The organism is Paracoccus sp. ME4 (assembly GCF_046736325.1).
In the GTDB taxonomy this organism is placed as follows: domain Bacteria; phylum Pseudomonadota; class Alphaproteobacteria; order Rhodobacterales; family Rhodobacteraceae; genus Paracoccus.
This window is the reverse complement of record NZ_CP151276.1, coordinates 968,175-982,861: the sequence shown is the minus strand read 5'-3', so window position 1 is coordinate 982,861 and position 14,687 is coordinate 968,175. Positions and strand designations below refer to the sequence as shown.

Here is a 14,687-nt window from a genome sequence, read left to right as displayed (position 1 = left end):
TGCCCACCGGGCCGAAAGTCCTATCCATGATCCCGACCCCTGCCCTGCGCGCCGACGCGCCGTCCGCCCCGTTGAACAGCCTCGGCTTTGCCAAGCCGCCGTCGCAGACACGCGTCGTGGTCGCGATGTCGGGCGGCGTCGACAGTTCCGTGGTGGCCGCGCAGCTGAAGTCGGAGGGCTATGACGTGATCGGCGTCACGCTGCAGCTCTATGACCATGGCGCGGCGCTGGCTAAGAAAGGCGCCTGCTGCGCGGGCCAGGACATCCACGACGCCCGCCGCGTGGCCGAGCGCATGGGCTTTCCGCATTACGTCCTGGATTACGAGAACAAGTTCCGCGAATCCGTGATCGACGAATTCGCCGATGCCTATCTGTCCGGCGCGACGCCCGTGCCCTGCATCCGCTGCAACGAGCGCGTCAAGTTCCGCGACCTGCTGGAGACCGCGCGCGATCTGGACGCCGACTGCATGGCGACCGGGCACTACATACAACGCAAGCCCGGCGCCCACCGGGCCGAGCTGCACATGGCCGCCGATCCGAACCGCGACCAGAGCTATTTCCTGTTCTCGACCACGCAGGAGCAATTGGATTTCCTGCGTTTTCCCCTGGGCCATCTGGTGAGCAAGGCCGAGACCCGCGCGCTGGCTGCGGAATACGGCCTGGCGGTGGCGGACAAGCCCGACAGCCAAGACATCTGCTTCGTGCCCAACGGCGACTATGCCGCGGTGATCGAGAAGCTGCGCCCCGGCGCCGCCGATCCCGGCGAGATCGTGGATCAGCAGGGCAATGTCCTGGGCCGCCATCGCGGCGTCATCCATTACACGATCGGGCAGCGCCGCGGCCTGGGCATCGGGGGCCTGGGCGATCCGCTCTATGTCCTGCGGCTTGAGCCCGAGACGCGGCGCGTCGTCGTCGGCCCGCGCGAGGCGCTGTCGACCCGCCTGATCGGCGTGACCGAGGTCAACTGGCTGGGCGATCAGCCCTTCGAGAGCGAGATCCCCTGCCTGGTGCGCATCCGCTCGACCCGGCCGCCGCGCCCCGCGATCCTGCGCCCCCTGCCCGGCCGCCGTGCCGAGGTCGAGCTGATCGACCCCGAGGACGGCGTCAGCCCCGGACAGGCCTGCGTGTTCTATGCCGAGGACAGCACCCGTGTCCTGGGCGGCGGCTGGATCAGCCTGCGTCGGCGGCCAGCTGCCTGATCCGGGCAATCATCGCGCGCACCCCGTTGGACCGCTGCGCCGAGAGATGCTCGTCGAGGCCCAGCCGCGCCAAAGCGGCAGGCGCGTCGATCCGCTCGACCTCGGCCACGGGGACGCCCGCATAAAGCGCGTGCAGCACCGCGATCAGCCCGCGCACGATCAGCGCGTCGCTGTCGCCCTGAAAGTCGAAGCGCCCCTCCGCGATCTGCGGATGGATCCAGACCTGGCTGGCGCATCCGTCGACCTTGGTGGCCGGCACCTGCAGGGCCGCGTCCATGGTCGGCATCGCCTTGCCCAGTTCGATGACGTGACGATAGCGATCCTCCCAGTCGTCCAGGAAATCGAAGGTTTCGGCGATGTCCTCGAAGGCGGCGGTGGCCATGGGATGCTCCTCTGTGCGGTGCCTTGGCCTATCTCGGCGCGCCGGTCAGGTCAAAGAGGCTTTTCCGCGCGGGCCGGATCGCCTATCACGAAGCAGGACTGCCAGAGGGATGCGCCATGACCAGACTGACCCTGCCGCTGCTGATCGGTGCCCTGATCCTGTCGGGATGCGGGCGCCTTGGCGACAGCGGCTGGAACCCGCTGGCCTGGGGTCCGGGCCGCGCCCAGTCCGACACGCTGACCCCGGAGGGCGGCTATGCCGGCGCCCGCGATCCGCGTCCCTCGGTTCCCCAGATCATCGCGACCGAATGGCAGCCGCTGACCGACGGCCGCCTGCTGGTGGTGCGCGGCTTCGCGCCCTACAAGGGCTATCATTCCGCCGACCTCGTGCGCGCCGAGCTGCGCCCCGGCGATCAGCTGCAGCCCGACGCGGACGGCGTCCTGCGCCTGCGCTTCGTGGCGGTTCCGCCCGCGGCCGATGCGACCCCGCTGCCCGCGGACCCCGTCACCGACCCGATCACGGTCGCCCTGCCCTTCAGCGCCCTGCGCCTCTCGCGCATCTCGGCGATCCAGATCGAGGCCGCGGACCGCGTCATCACGCTGACCCGCTGACCTGCTGACGCTTGCGCCCGCCCCCCCACCGCGCTAGTCCGTTGCGGTCGGAGGCGTGGCAGAGTGGTTTAATGCACCGGTCTTGAAAACCGACGTGGGTGCGAGCCCACCGTGGGTTCGAATCCCACCGCCTCCGCCATTTGCCCTCGCGAAAGCGTTCTCCCGATCCGGCTCCGGCCGGATTTTTCCGTTGTTTTCGAGGGTTATGCCGGAAGGGCTGAGCACCGACGCCGGGGCTAGGCGGCCCGAAAGCAGTCTCTCAAGGGCGAAACTCTCTGGACCTCATGACTGCGCAGATTTAGGTAAGTGCTCCCAAGCGACTGAATACAAATAATAAAAGTTCGCGCGGGAACGCAGTTCGACGGCAGACCCAATAGCCTTCGGTTGCCATCGAAATCTAAGTCTTCCGTGGTTTGGTTCTTCAAAGTTAGGTAAGCATCAGTATCGGACCATCAGATCCGTGAGGCGCTATAGCTGCATGCGAAAGATCTATTGAACAACGGCTGCAAACTCGCGCCTCCAAGAAAGTGTGATCGATCAGACCTCTACTTCATTCGAGTGAGAGACAAATGCGAGGCGACCCTGTTCATAAGATGCAGCTTGCTGTCTTGATAGAAAACCTAGGTCTCGAAGCATTAAAGAAACATCTTGTTCAAGCCGTCGGACGTCCAGTCCGTAGACAGAAACAGATGCTCCTGTCACCGCCTCGCCGAGATCATGTGAGAAGAAGTCGTCAGCCGGAAATGCAAGAAATGATCGGTCTGCCTCATATGCAGACGAATGGACCAAAAGTTGATAGATGTCACTTGCAGCGGGCGAGCCGGACCACTGTTTGTACTTTACATCGCCAATGCATGGTCGACCTGCAGATTTCTGACGGACCACGAGATCAGGGTTTGCGCGAAACGCCGCCGAAACCGTCGGGAAGATCCTAGGTGACGCGCGACGGCCGGTCGCAACTTGACCCGAGTTGGCAAGGGCGCTCTCTATCGAGCGGCGCACCGCTCGCTCGAATAGTGTCTCTAAGTTTAAGAACCAAGACCTTGGCGTAGTTCCACCAACGTTTTGGCCGTAGTCAAAGCTTTCATGAGCCAAGACGATAGAAGCCAGTCCCAAGATGTCAGAAAGTGCTTTGTCAGATGTCGACGCTGCAAGACGCTCCGCTTGACGAGCAGCTTCAGAGCGAGCCCCGAAGAGAACCTCTGCAGTTCTGCAGTCGCTGAATAACATTGCCATAGAGCGAGCCTGCGCCAAAGTTTGCGGCGGCAGAGCAACCAGCCTCGCAATTCGCTCTATCTCTCGCAGGGCAGATAAAATTGTCCTGTTGACCGGTGTATTGAACGCAACCTCATTCTTCTCGAACGCTGCTAGGTGTCGTAGGCCCTGAGCCCAGAGCTTGGTCGTTCGAGTAACGTCCAGGCGGCCGCCAATCAGGGAACCTGTCATCTTAATTCTGTCATATTGAAACTGACGACCACGAGAAGCATAGAGTCGAACAGCTCCCACGAAGTGCTCAATCAATATTGCAATCAATGGGCCAAGGTCAGATTTTGGCCCCGGAACGTGCTCAATGCGAAAATCCGTTCCCGCCGAAAAGTTGAGAAGCGCGGCAAGTGAGCCTGGAACCTTTTCGTGCATTTCTATGACGAGATCGTCAGCGACCCGTGAGCGCCCGACATAGCAGTTTCCTTTTAGGCGAGCCCGTCCTCCCCGAAGCTGTTCGACTGACAGGATCCCTCTATCTACCAAATTCCAAAATATCGCGCTGCGCGAAACTTTCTGCCATTCAGCACTTTGTAGATCCAGTGTCCCACGTTCTGGCACATGGATGACGCTCACAGCCAACGTCATCACATCTTGAAATCTGGCGATGCTCGCCAAGGGTAAAGTTCCTCGATAACGTCGGTGAATGGATGAGGTTCCACCAACGGGCGGCGTAGTAGGTGCTCTATCCGTTCCTTCCACAAAAGGTGTAAGTCAGGTGCTTCCGCCTGCACTTCTGCAAATACACCATGCCCAAAAGGCATTAGATGCTCGTAATCCTCGCCAAAGCGTTGCGCACATTTGGAAAAGATTTCCTGCAGCTTCAGTTTGACATTGTCGGGGACCTTGTTGCCAAGCATTTCGCTCAACTGTTCACCTGATGGCCGGAAGCGAACGATCCGAAGCCGACGAATCAGCGCTCCGTCCATTTCTATCGCAGTGCGATCAGTCGGATTGTAGGTTGCGACAATCGTAAGGTTCTTGGCGACGTAAATAGGCCGTCGACTGTAGACCGAAATGAACGGACGGTCTCTGTGTTCAAGATAGGTCATTAACTCACCCAAGACAGAGGAAAGATTTGCTCGGGTGAACTCCTCAATTAGAAGAACATAGCGGCGGTCCGGATCATCAAGCGCACGTTGATTCCAGTCCAAGAAGACACCGGGAACAACACTGACACCACTTGTGTTATCAATCCTGAGACCCTCAATGAACTCTTCGTAGCTAAACGACTGGTGAAACTGGATCTCTCGAACCAATAATGGCTCTCCAGAAAACCGTTGTGCCGCAATAGATGCTGCAAACGACTTTCCAGTGCCAGGGACTCCGGCCATCGCGATAATCGATCGAGCTCCATATCTCTCGCATGCCGTGACAACAGAGGAGATAGCGGCCTCAGTGGCGGTGCCGTAGTTTTTCATCGCATGTCCTTCGGAAGTGCCGCACATCTAGAAATGTGCTCGATGTAATCCCTGACCGAACGAAAATCTCTGTGTGAATGTTGAATTCGCGAGGCTTCACGGACGACATCAACAGTGGAACTATCGAGTTGATAGTATGCTTCGTTCCCCTTATCAGGAAACAAAATCCAGCCAAAAGATGCCAAAGAAATCCAAGGGATGATACGGTCGTTTTTTCGAGTGTCCGAGATGGTTTCATCACCAAGAATTGTCAGATCATTTCTCTCTCTTGCCTGGCGAATTCTCTCAATACAGTCAGTGAGCTCATCCGGGTTTCGAACCTTAAATAGGCCACGATTGAGCTCATCAGAGCTAATCTTTCCATCAAGTGCGAGCATTGATCGCCAGATGAAAGAGAATGGAAAAACCTTCACGCTGTCCGAGTACTTTCTACCGGATCCTGAGGGATTTCGAAGCTGACAAGCGGCCAGCCCATAGGCCGCGTGTCTCGCTAGTAGTACACGGTTCTTCGGTGTGACAATATCTAGCCAACGTCGGGTTGCGATGCCGAGGTCGGTAACATGGATAGTCCCTTCTTCCTCATAGAGGAGACCAACGGTCTGATAGACCTGTCGACCGTCCCGATATCTTTTTGGATCAGGACTATTCTTAGTTTGATCTCTTGCCCGAGCACGGTCATACGGCAGCCGAGAAAGTAGGTCGCCTGGGGTTAAGCCGTCAGCTTCTAAAAAAGGACGAATGTTAGCTGACTGATTCTCTTGCGGCAGCAGACGAAACGTCTGGTGAAGAGATCCGCTCCAGTGGATTTCTTCGGCCATTAGTCGGAAGTTCCAGAAGGGAGCCCAATTTCAGTCTGTTCAAGTATGTGGTCTTTAACACTACAAGATGAATTCAGGGCCTTCCGAACTGCCCTTGCTAATGCTTCACCTAGAAGCGGTGGAACTGCATTGCCAATCTGGCAAGCAATATCTTCTTGATTTCCAACGAAGCAAAAGTGGTCGGGGAAAGACTGGAGGCGGGCGCCTTCGCGAAGAGTGATGTTCCGATCTTCGATTGGATGAGCGAATTTGCCTCGAGTAAAGCTGTCAAATCTAGCTGTAATCGTTCCTGCAGGACGATCCGATGCCAATCGTCCGTAAACATTTCGATGCCCAATCTTGTCGGCCCCTGCTTTGTGGCAGTCCACCCTTAAACGAATAGGAAGATCTTCCATCCCTCCTCCCGGCGGAATGTGGCGCAGCCGCTCAAGATTGAGCTCGGACATGCGTGTCTGGCGATGTAGCGGATCACTCGGTTGCGCTTTAGGAAGGGTAGGAGGCGCTAGATCGCCGATGGCGTCCTGTACCGTAAGGTAGCTTCTTGGATCGCATGTAGGACGAGGCATTTCCAAGCTGTGCGCCTCGCCACGGCGGCGGCCAAGGATAACCACTCGCCTCCTCAGCTGCGCAACACCGAAATCCGCTGCATTGACGACGTGCGCTTCGACCTCATATCCTGACTTGCCCACAGAAACAAGGAAGGCCTCAAACAAGGCCCTACCACGTTTTCCTAAGAGGCCAGGCACGTTCTCCATGATAAAAATACGGGGCGCTATTTCGTCCACTAGACGGGCGAAATCCATTACGAGAGAGTTTCTTAGGTCGTAATCGGATCCGATCCTTTGAATAGAGAAGCCCTGGCATGGCGGCCCTCCCACGACAAGATCTACTTCACCCCTTTTGGTGTTCGCTTTACTCAGTATCTCGCCACCGGACATCACAGATAGATCAGCGCAGATTACAGGATGCGAAAAATTACGCGCATAGCTTTGAACCGCCAGATGCCATGAATCCACAGCGAGCCTGATGTCAAAACCCGCACGCTCTAATCCAATAGAGAAGCCGCCAGCTCCACAGAAGAGGTCGACAGCGCAGGGCGCAGCTGAATTTTCGAAACCAAATTTGTCAAACATCGGGGGTGGAAAACCCTTTTCGATGGCCAGCCTTCAGGGCCGGAATCAGGCGAGAGAAGGAAGGACCAACTGGGGATGTGATACCTGGATCAAAATTCGTTGGAGAGGTCGTTGATTCAAGTTCGCAGGCCAAATGTGCGGCTAGGCTAGCTGCAAAGGCTGGAGGAACAGCATTACCAATTTGACGAAACCTCTCGTCGAGGCTGCCCGTAAATTGATATGTGTCGGGAAAGCTCTGAAGCAACGCAGCCTCCCGAACGGAGAGACCCCGATGCTGCTCTGGGTGGACGTAGCGACCGCTCGCGGGGTTACGGGCATACGCAGTGATCGTTATCGCGGGTCGATCCCAGAACAATCGCCCGTAAACGTCCTCATAGACTGCACGGCCGTTGCGCTCTTTAGCCCTACGTAGGCAAGCTGGGCCCACGTGATCTGGGCGACTTCCTCCGTTAGGTGGAACGGCCATGATCGTTTCAATTGTGGAAGCCTTGTGTCCAGCAGAGTAATGCATAGGGTCTGATGGATGTCGCTGGCCCGCAGTGACAGGAGGTAGATGGCCAATCGCATCACGGACGCTTCGGAACTCGGAACGGTTCAACAGACTCTTCGGCGGATTGAATTTCTTCGGTAGTGCAAGCATCAGGGCGCGGAATCGCTCCTGCGGCACACCGAATTCGGCCATGTTATGAACGCCGACATGAACATAGTATCCTGCCTCTTCTAGAATTTCTCGAGCGAGGGATACAAAGGGCCAGTATCTGTCCGTCAGAAGCTCCGGGACGTTTTCAACCACGATAGCAGCGGGCCTAAGCTTAACAGCGATGCGGGCAAAGTCGACGTAAAGAGAGTTTCGAGGATCGGCAGAGCCGGCCTCGTTTCGATGAGAAGAAAAGCCTTGGCATGGCGCGCAGCCGATTAGAACAAGTGGACGCTTGGGGTCAGTTCGAAACTTTCCAAATGTCTTGTTCAGGAGATCATCGCTTTGGGCCAATTCGGCGATATCTACACTTACGGGCTTGACCCCAAGATTCAGCTCATAGGTACGGTTCGCTACCTCATCTATATCCACCGCCCCGGCAAGTCGGAACAGGGGTACGTGGCCGTTGATAGACAAGAATCCGGTGGACATGCCGCCACAACCGCTGAACATGTCGATAACATCAATCTCACCGGGCATTGCTTGAATTGCGCGCATCCAGTTCTCATTCATATGGATGGCTGCGGTAAGCGGATCTGGGCTGCGCGCGCTCATAGCACGCTGCTTGCTTCTCTTAGGATTACCATCAGCAAGCGTTATTTGTTGAATTATGGTCATTGGTTCGCTCCCGCCTCTTGTGACAATGGCAATTCTCGCTGGAGCTCAAATCTTTCTTCGTCGAGGTGCTCTCGTATCAGCCGAACAATAAGAGTGCTCTTCTTAAATCCTCGCGCATCGCAATAACGCTCGAAGCGCTCGAATTCGCGTGCGTCGAGCAGAACCGTTATCTTGCATTGCTTCTTGGTCGACACTGGTCGCTCTCCTCGCTTGGAAAAGTGTATCTCGATACAGGCTGGAAGGTCAATGCTTTACCGCAAAAGTGCGGCTTACACCGCACTATGCCGCAGTCACCAATGTGGTTGCTCGTGCCAAGCGGAAGAGAACGGTTGAAGCAGCTGCACCAATGTTAACTCTGAGGATCGCGTACCTTCTAGGATCGCCTCAACTTTGTCTGGTGCAAGCAGAGTCAGCCGCAAGATGCGGGTCATGTAGGAATGTGCGATATGCTCATGCTGGGCCAAGTCGGCGATGGTGGCAAACTCGCCCGAATCCAGCATCCGCTTCCAGCGGAATGCGCGCGCCAGCGCCTTGACCAGCATGTTGTCGGACCTGCGCGCCTTCACAGCGCTTTCAGGGAACTGCATTTCCTTCCGCCCACCACGCTTTACGATGCAAAACGGGACGTGGAGTGTGACTGTTTCAGGGGTTTGCGTCGCGCGTTTCATGCGGCAGCGCCCATGCTACCGGTCAGCATCTCGCGTGTGAGACTTCCAAGACCGTCCACGCAGAGCCGGACATTGAGCCGGTCAGTCTCGATGTCAACCCGTTCGACCAAGAGCGCCAAGATGCGCGCTTGCTCGACAGGGAAGAGTTCGTCCCACAGCGGATCGAGCCGGGTCAGTGCTTCCCGTGCCTCAGCTTCGCTGAAAACGAAGTCCTTTGCTTGAGCCGCTTTCCATGTGCCCGCCACAATCTCTGGCTGCCGGAACACGGCGCGCAACTGATCGATGACGGCGGCTTCGATTTCGCCCGCGGGCACACGACTGACGGGGCACGACCCCGCACCGTGTTTCAGCACCGTCTGGCTGACGTAGTAGCGGTACAGCCGCCCACCCTTGCGGGTGTGGGTGGGCGAAAAGGCCGCGCCATCTGGACCGTAGAGCAATCCCCGCAGCAGCGCGGGCGTGTCGGCGCGGGTCCGGGCTGCGCGCTTTCGAGGGCTTTCCGTTAGGATGGCGTGGACACTTTCCCATGCCTCGCGGTCAACTATTGCCGCATGCTCGCCGGGATAGCCCGTCCCCTTGTGCACGGCCTCGCCGATGTAGACCCGGTTGTTCAGCATCCGATAGATGAACTTCTTGTCGATGCGGTGGCCCCGGCTGGTGGTGACGCCCCGCTCGGCCAGTTCGCGCGCCAGCTCCGTACCAGAACCGATCTCGATGAACCGGGCGACAACCCAGCGGACATGGGCGGCATCAACGGGTTTTTCGACCAGCTTCCGGTCCTTCACTTCGTATCCGAGGGGCGGGCAGCCGCCAATCCACATGCCCTTCATCCTACTGGCGCGAACCTTGTCGCGGATGCGTTCCGCCGTCACCTCGCGCTCGAACTGCGCGAAGGAGAGCAGGATGTTAAGCGTCAGCCGCCCCATGGATGTTGTGGTGTTGAACGATTGCGTCACCGAAACGAAGGTTACACCGTTACGGTCGAACACCTCGACCAGCTTAGGCTCCAGACTCATTGAGTTTCACAGCCAGAACAAGACGGTTGCGGCGAGCATAATAGCTGAGAAGAACGTTTCCGGGCAGCGGTCATAACGGGTTGCGACGCGCCTCCAGTCCTTCAGACGCCCGAACATGATTTCGATGCGGTTACGCCTTTTGTAACGCCGCTTGTCGTATTTGACGACCTTCTTGCGGGACTTCCGTCCGGGGATGCAAACCTTTATCCCCTTGTCTTTCAACGCGTCTCTGAACCAATCAGCGTCGTAGCCCCTGTCGGCCAGAAGCCACCCAGCCTTCGGCAGGCTGCCCAGCAGCGCCGCCGCGCCGGTGTAATCGCTGACCTGGCCGGCCGACATGAAGAACCCGATCGGCCGCCCGTTGGCATCGGCGACAGCGTGCAACTTGGTGTTCATACCGCCTTTGGTGCGCCCGATCTGGCGCCCGCGCCCCCCTTTTTCACCCCAAGGCTTGAGGCCGTGCGGTGTGCCTTGAGATAGGTCGCGTCGATCATGATCGTCTTGTGCTCGGCGCTCTCGGCGGCAAGGCCGACCATGATCCGGGCAAAAACCCCGTTGTCGCTCCAGCGCTTCCAGCGGTTGTAGAGGGTTTTGGCCGGGCCGTATTCCTTCGGCGCGTCACACCACCGCAACCCATTGCGATTGATGAAAATTATGCCGCTGAGGACACGGCGATCATCGACGCGGGGCTTGCCAGGGCTTTTGGGAAAGAACGGTTTCAGACGCTCCATCTGGGCGTCGCTCAGCCAGTAAAGATTACTCATCGATCAGGTCTCCTTGAGGAGCCTGAATCACGCGAAAAGCATGAAATCAATGGGTCTGGAGCCTAGGAGGCGACATCTGGCTGCCTATCGCCGCGGAGATAGCTTGAAACAGTACCTCGAGCACAAGTCTCTGGATTTCATTGCGTTCGATTCCAATTGGGTAGTGACCTTGGAAGAACTCGATCGCAGCTTTGTGGAGCGCTATGTCAATAGCCGTGCAGATTTAGAACTTGGCCCGGACCAGGACGCAGGTGATTTGGACGAAATCAAGAGACTAACCTCTGCCAACCAGAAAACGGCGCAGGCCGCCCATCCAAGAATGGCTAGCCTCGTGCGGGCTTGGTGTCGAAAGAACGCAGTCGAAAGGCCCCAGATGATGGATCCATCAGACGCGCAACCGTTCGTTAGGGCGTTGGAACGGTCGGGCCTTCTAGACTTCGAGCGGTTCCTACCTGATCAGTTGCCGTCGGTCTGCAGCAAGATAGACGCGTGGCCAGGCGGAATGCCTCAGACGTTGGATCCGATCAAGCTTTCCCTTGACGATGCAGATATTGACTTCGAAGAGAGGGAGGCTCGCGAAGCGCGCCGCCGCTCTGAGGTGGCGCGGCGTTCCATCACATTTGGTGGAAAAGCTCTTGACACTGGTTCTACCGACTTCTCCCAAGTTTTCGCTGAACTGGCGGAAAATGCCCTGTCTGCCAGCGCGGAATGGTTCGCACGCAGCCGCCCGGCACGACTTGAGCTTCAGGAACAACCCGAACCAGGAAGAGACAAGCGGAAAGGCAGAGGTGGCGACGCAAAGGGGGGTGTTCGACGTGACCAGCCCCCAGATCACGTTCTCCGCGCGATGGGAGTTGCAAGTGAGTATCTTGCGCGCGAGTACTTGATGAAGCGCCATCCTAAAGAGATGAGCGATAGATGCTGGGTGTCTAGAAATCGCGAAGCGTTTTGCCCGGACGGAGAGAAAGGTGACGATAGCCTTGGATATGATTTTCGAGTGGTCACAGCGCGGAATGAAATTCTCTATGAGGTCAAGTCTGCGTTGGACGCCGGTGGTGAGTTTGAACTGACGGCCAGGGAGTTAGAAGTGGCCGGAAGCGCTGCGGCTGACGGAAAGAGGCGCTACCGCCTCCTTTACGTGCCTTTTGTTTTTGATCCAGATCGATGGCGGGTTTTGACTCTGGCCAATCCGGCTGGAGAGGCCACTCGCAACCGATACAGGGTTATCCGGACTGGATCGGTGCGGTACGGCTTCGACGTTAGGTGACGTTTCCTTCTTCTGGGGCGAAGAGCCCAGAGAAGGTTCGCCCGCAGTCGCGTTCCCTCCGCCACTTGCTCTCGCGAAAGCGTTCTCCCGATCCGGCTGTGTCCGGACTTTTCGGTGTTCTCAAGGGCTATGCGGGAAGAGCTGAGCAACGTGTCTGACGCGCGGCGGCACGGCAGCGGTCTCTCAGGGCCGAAATTCTCCGGACCTTTCGACTTCGCGGATTCGGTGCAGAGACTGCAAGCGCAGGATTTTCATGAGATATTATTCAGCAGCAGCTTGCCACTTCGATGCCAAGACCTTTTGCAAGAAGGAATAGAAATCGAACTAGTGCCAGTTCCTAACGAACCGTCGCAACCTCAGTTCCCAGTGCCGTTCTTCTGGATGTACTTGGCGGACAAGCGGAAAGCCCCTGATTGCAACAGCAAGACCACGGCATGTCACCTTGTGGCTGCTTGAACTGTCGCCAAACAGTTGATTTCCTAAGGAAAACCTACAGCATGGTGGCGGAGACGAAGGGATTCGAACCCTCGAGACCCTTTCGGGCCTGCACCCTTAGCAGGGGTGTGCCTTCGACCACTCGGCCACGTCTCCGCCGACCCGTATATGGACCTCTCCTGCGGGGGGCAAGGGGGTTTTTCGGATCGCATGGCGGCAGGACTATAACGATGATCCGGGGCCTCGCCGCTTAGCGACGGGCGTCGTGCTCGCCGATGTCCCACCACAGTCCCGCCATCACCTGCAGCGCCTGCCGGGACAGGCTGGCCAGCGCATGTTCATCCGGCGCGTGCTGGCAGCAGCCGCGATAGGAGTGCGGAATCCAGACCGTCGGCATGCCCAGGATGCCCGCGAAGCAGTCGTTCGGCAGCGACCCGGCCAGATTCGGCAGCAGATGCGGCGCGATCCCCGTCGTGTCGCGGACCGAGGCCGCAACGCGTCGGACCCAAGGGTGATCGGGCATCAGCCGGGTGGCCGCGACCGGATCGCCGTCACGCGGCAGGATGCACACCGCGTGATGGCCGTGGCGGTCCAGATGGCGGCGCAGCGCCGGCAGGATGTCGTCGGGATCGGTCCCCATGACATAGCGCAGCTGGCAGGTCGCCCGCGCGCGGCCCGCGATGGCGTTGACCGGCGCCTCGGGCACGCCCGAACTCATGGCCAGCACCGCGAAGCTATTCCACGCGAAGGCGCGTTCGGTGGGCGTCAGGTCGGCCTCGCCCCAATCGGGGTCTATCTCGGGACCGCCCGCCTCGATCACCGGCAGATCCGCCAGCGCCGCGCGCAGCGCCGCATCGACCCCTGCGGGGCGCCATTCCGGGACGCGGATCTGGCCGCGCCCGTCGGTGATGCAGGCCAGCGCCTGCACCAGAAGCATCGCAGGATCGGCCAGAAGCCCGCCCCAGTTGCCGGAGTGATGCGCCCCCTCGCGCAGATCGACCGCCAGGTCGAAGGACAGCGCCGCGCGCGAGCCCATGAACAGCGTCGGCACCCCCGCCTGCAGCCGCGGCCCGTCGGAGGCGATCAGCACATCCGCCGACAGATCCGCCGCGTGGTCTCGGCAGACCTGCGCCAGGCCCGGCGAACCGGTCTCCTCCGACATCTCCAGGATGATGCGCAGGTTGAAGCCCAGATGCCCCCGGACGCGCAGCACCGCCTCCAGCGCGGTCAGGTTGATCAGATGCTGGCCCTTGTTGTCCGCCGCCCCGCGCCCATAAAGGCGGTCGCCCTCGGCGGTCAGCCGGAACGGGTGCAGCCCGTCGCGCCACTGGTCGGTCTGGGCGCGCACCACGTCGCCATGGCCATAGGTCAGGACCGTCGTCAGGGCCGGGTCCTCGATCCGCGACCCGATCAGCAGCGGGCCGCCGCGCGGGTCGGGGTTGTCGATCAGCCGGCAGTCGAAGCCCAGCCCGGTCAGGCGCGGCACCATCGCCTCCGACAGGTAGAGGCCCAGCTCCTCGTGCCGGGCGGGGTCCTGGCTTTCGGTGGGGCGGGCGACCAGGGCCGCCAGATCGGCGAAGAATCCGCGCTCGTCGAACTGGCGGGTGGCGGCGGCGATGGCGGCGTCGCGGGTCATCGGGGCTCCTCGGGGTGGTATCCGGCCGAAGCCGCGATCAGTCGGGTCGTGTAGGGCTCAGTCCCCTGCCCCGCCCGCAGGCGGTCGGCGGGCAGGATCTCCACGATGCGGCCCTGCTGCATGACGGCCAGCCGGTCGCACATATGGGCGATCACCGCCAGGTCGTGGCTGACCATCAGATAGGTCAGCCCGTGTTCCTCGCGCAGATCGGCCAGCAGGTTCAGGATTTCGGCCTGGACGCTGACATCCAGCGCGCTGGTCGGCTCGTCCAGCAGCAGCAGGCGCGGCTCTGCCGCCAGGGCGCGGGCGATGGCCACGCGCTGGCGCTGCCCGCCCGACAGCTGATGCGGATAGCGGAAGCGGAAGCCCCGGCCCAGGCCCACGTCGTCCAGCAGCCTGACGATGCGCTGGTCGATCCGGTCCATGCCCTGCAGGCGCAGGGTCTCGGCCAGGACGGCATCGACGGAATGGCGCGGATGCAGGCTGGCATAGGGGTCCTGGAACACCATCTGCACGCTGCGGAAGAACGCCCGGTCGCGGCGATCCCCGCGCTGGTCGCGGCCGTCGACCGCGATGCGCCCCGACCAGCCGGGGATCAGCCCGGCGATGGCGCGCAGGATGGTGGATTTCCCCGAGCCGCTCTCGCCCACCAGGCCGAAGCTTTCGCCCGGAGCCACGTCGAAGGCCGCGCCGTGAACGACGGTCTTGCGGTCCGGCTCCTGGCCGAACCAGATGTCCAGATCGGAAACGCTCAGCATC

At 59.7% G+C, this 14,687-nt stretch carries 14 protein-coding genes, 2 tRNA genes and 1 pseudogene; 4 read left to right on the top strand and 13 right to left on the bottom strand.

The features are described from left to right. The first annotated feature begins 26 nt into the window (after positions 1-26). Entirely contained in the window at positions 27-1,199 is a 1,173-nt protein-coding gene (mnmA, locus tag AACG61_RS04990) for a tRNA 2-thiouridine(34) synthase MnmA (protein ID WP_411838913.1), read from the top strand. Here mnmA and AACG61_RS04985 read toward each other — a convergent pair. Next, entirely contained in the window at positions 1,171-1,581 is a 411-nt protein-coding gene (locus AACG61_RS04985; RefSeq protein WP_411838912.1) for a SufE family protein, read from the bottom strand. The genes mnmA and AACG61_RS04985 overlap by 29 nt on opposite strands. A gap of 116 nt (positions 1,582-1,697) precedes the next feature. On the opposite strand from AACG61_RS04985, the gene AACG61_RS04980 reads away from it, so the two are divergent. After that, on the top strand, positions 1,698-2,192 hold the full coding sequence (locus tag AACG61_RS04980) for a hypothetical protein (protein ID WP_411838911.1): 495 nt from the start codon (positions 1,698-1,700) through the stop codon (positions 2,190-2,192). Between the two features lie 49 nt (positions 2,193-2,241). Next, positions 2,242-2,331, top strand: a tRNA-Ser gene (locus AACG61_RS04975). A gap of 398 nt (positions 2,332-2,729) precedes the next feature. Here the strand turns inward: AACG61_RS04975 and AACG61_RS04970 are convergent. The 9 genes and pseudogenes from AACG61_RS04970 to AACG61_RS04930 form a co-directional block, all read right to left on the bottom strand. Then, on the bottom strand, positions 2,730-4,073 hold the full coding sequence (locus AACG61_RS04970; protein WP_411838910.1) for a 5-methylcytosine restriction system specificity protein McrC: 1,344 nt from the start codon (positions 4,071-4,073) through the stop codon (positions 2,730-2,732). Beyond that, entirely contained in the window at positions 4,043-4,876 is an 834-nt protein-coding gene (locus AACG61_RS04965; protein WP_411838908.1) for an AAA family ATPase, read from the bottom strand. Before AACG61_RS04965 ends, AACG61_RS04970 begins: the two co-directional genes overlap by 31 nt. After that, positions 4,873-5,694, bottom strand: a complete 822-nt coding sequence (locus AACG61_RS04960) for a hypothetical protein (protein WP_411838907.1) — start codon at positions 5,692-5,694, stop codon at positions 4,873-4,875. Before AACG61_RS04960 ends, AACG61_RS04965 begins: the two co-directional genes overlap by 4 nt. Further along, positions 5,694-6,827 carry a DNA cytosine methyltransferase gene (locus AACG61_RS04955; RefSeq protein WP_411838906.1) on the bottom strand — a complete coding sequence of 378 codons (1,134 nt, stop codon included), beginning with the start codon at positions 6,825-6,827 and terminating at the stop codon, positions 5,694-5,696. The genes AACG61_RS04960 and AACG61_RS04955 overlap by 1 nt, the downstream gene beginning before the upstream one ends. Then, entirely contained in the window at positions 6,820-8,142 is a 1,323-nt protein-coding gene (locus AACG61_RS04950; RefSeq protein ID WP_411838905.1) for a DNA cytosine methyltransferase, read from the bottom strand. Before AACG61_RS04950 ends, AACG61_RS04955 begins: the two co-directional genes overlap by 8 nt. After that, positions 8,139-8,336, bottom strand: coding sequence for a hypothetical protein (locus tag AACG61_RS04945; RefSeq protein ID WP_411838904.1), 198 nt, complete (start codon positions 8,334-8,336; stop codon positions 8,139-8,141). Before AACG61_RS04945 ends, AACG61_RS04950 begins: the two co-directional genes overlap by 4 nt. Positions 8,337-8,432: 96 nt before the next feature. After that, positions 8,433-8,810, bottom strand: a complete 378-nt coding sequence (locus tag AACG61_RS04940) for a hypothetical protein (RefSeq protein WP_411838903.1) — start codon at positions 8,808-8,810, stop codon at positions 8,433-8,435. Further along, positions 8,807-9,811 (bottom strand): annotated as a pseudogene (locus AACG61_RS04935) (recombinase family protein); the annotation flags it as partial. The pseudogene AACG61_RS04935 and the gene AACG61_RS04940, both read right to left, overlap by 4 nt. A 21-nt stretch (positions 9,812-9,832) precedes the next feature. After that, a protein-coding gene (locus AACG61_RS04930) for an IS5-like element ISPaes2 family transposase (protein WP_411837732.1) occupies positions 9,833-10,590 on the bottom strand; the annotation gives its coding sequence in 2 pieces (ribosomal slippage) (positions 9,833-10,266 and positions 10,266-10,590; 759 coding nt in all). A 103-nt stretch (positions 10,591-10,693) separates the two neighbouring features. Here AACG61_RS04930 and AACG61_RS04925 point away from each other — a divergent pair. Beyond that, complete coding sequence (locus AACG61_RS04925; protein WP_411838902.1) at positions 10,694-11,857, top strand: protein NO VEIN domain-containing protein; 1,164 nt, start codon at positions 10,694-10,696, stop codon at positions 11,855-11,857. 501 nt (positions 11,858-12,358) lie between these two features. On the opposite strand, the gene AACG61_RS04920 is transcribed toward AACG61_RS04925, so the two are convergent. The 3 genes from AACG61_RS04920 to AACG61_RS04910 all read right to left on the bottom strand — a co-directional run bounded on the left by AACG61_RS04920 (position 12,359) and on the right by AACG61_RS04910 (position 14,686). Then, positions 12,359-12,448, bottom strand: a tRNA-Ser gene (locus tag AACG61_RS04920). 94 nt (positions 12,449-12,542) lie between these two features. Continuing rightward, positions 12,543-13,928 carry a M20 family metallopeptidase gene (locus AACG61_RS04915; protein WP_411838901.1) on the bottom strand — a complete coding sequence of 462 codons (1,386 nt, stop codon included), beginning with the start codon at positions 13,926-13,928 and terminating at the stop codon, positions 12,543-12,545. Further along, positions 13,925-14,686 (bottom strand): ABC transporter ATP-binding protein, encoded by a 762-nt coding sequence (locus tag AACG61_RS04910; RefSeq protein WP_411838900.1) that lies wholly within the window; start codon positions 14,684-14,686, stop codon positions 13,925-13,927. Before AACG61_RS04910 ends, AACG61_RS04915 begins: the two co-directional genes overlap by 4 nt. Position 14,687 lies beyond the last annotated feature (1 nt).

Excerpts from the sequence above, each read along its gene's own strand:
- AACG61_RS04950 (WP_411838905.1), bottom strand. The coding sequence starts at position 8,142 with ATGACCATAATTCAACAAATAACGCTTGCTGATGGTAATCCTAAGAGA.
- AACG61_RS04960 (WP_411838907.1), bottom strand. The coding sequence starts at position 5,694 with ATGGCCGAAGAAATCCACTGGAGCGGATCTCTTCACCAGACGTTTCGT.
- AACG61_RS04965 (WP_411838908.1), bottom strand. The coding sequence starts at position 4,876 with ATGAAAAACTACGGCACCGCCACTGAGGCCGCTATCTCCTCTGTTGTC.
- AACG61_RS04980 (WP_411838911.1), top strand. The coding sequence starts at position 1,698 with ATGACCAGACTGACCCTGCCGCTGCTGATCGGTGCCCTGATCCTGTCG.
- AACG61_RS04985 (WP_411838912.1), bottom strand. The coding sequence starts at position 1,581 with ATGGCCACCGCCGCCTTCGAGGACATCGCCGAAACCTTCGATTTCCTG.
- AACG61_RS04940 (WP_411838903.1), bottom strand. The coding sequence starts at position 8,810 with ATGAAACGCGCGACGCAAACCCCTGAAACAGTCACACTCCACGTCCCG.
- AACG61_RS04955 (WP_411838906.1), bottom strand. The coding sequence starts at position 6,827 with ATGTTTGACAAATTTGGTTTCGAAAATTCAGCTGCGCCCTGCGCTGTC.
- mnmA (WP_411838913.1), top strand. The coding sequence starts at position 27 with ATGATCCCGACCCCTGCCCTGCGCGCCGACGCGCCGTCCGCCCCGTTG.
- AACG61_RS04915 (WP_411838901.1), bottom strand. The coding sequence starts at position 13,928 with ATGACCCGCGACGCCGCCATCGCCGCCGCCACCCGCCAGTTCGACGAG.
- AACG61_RS04910 (WP_411838900.1), bottom strand. The coding sequence starts at position 14,686 with ATGCTGAGCGTTTCCGATCTGGACATCTGGTTCGGCCAGGAGCCGGAC.